A 218-nucleotide genomic window follows, 5' to 3' on the forward strand; every position below is an offset into this window, starting at 1 on the left:
TAGGGTTTATTGGTCAAGGAATTTCGTTTGCAGGTTTTCAGAAATATCTAAGCATCATCGTGGGAGTACTGATGATTGCCATGGTTCTAATGCCTAAGAACTTAAGCGCAAGCTCAAGTAACAAAGTGATAGGTCGATTGTTGATTAAACTTAAATCAAGCTTAGGAAGTTTTATTAGAAGAAAAAACTATAGCTCATTATACATCACCGGAATCCTA

The 218-nt window shown here is 35.8% G+C and carries 1 protein-coding gene; it reads left to right on the top strand.

Annotated features, from left to right (window positions below; genetic code table 11):
* The coding region (locus tag NO357_RS21345; protein ID WP_306737785.1) for a hypothetical protein at window positions 1–218 on the top strand (218 nt) is incomplete at both ends.

This window comes from Marimonas arenosa (assembly GCF_030848945.1).
GTDB lineage: Bacteria > Pseudomonadota > Alphaproteobacteria > Rhodobacterales > Rhodobacteraceae > Marimonas > Marimonas arenosa.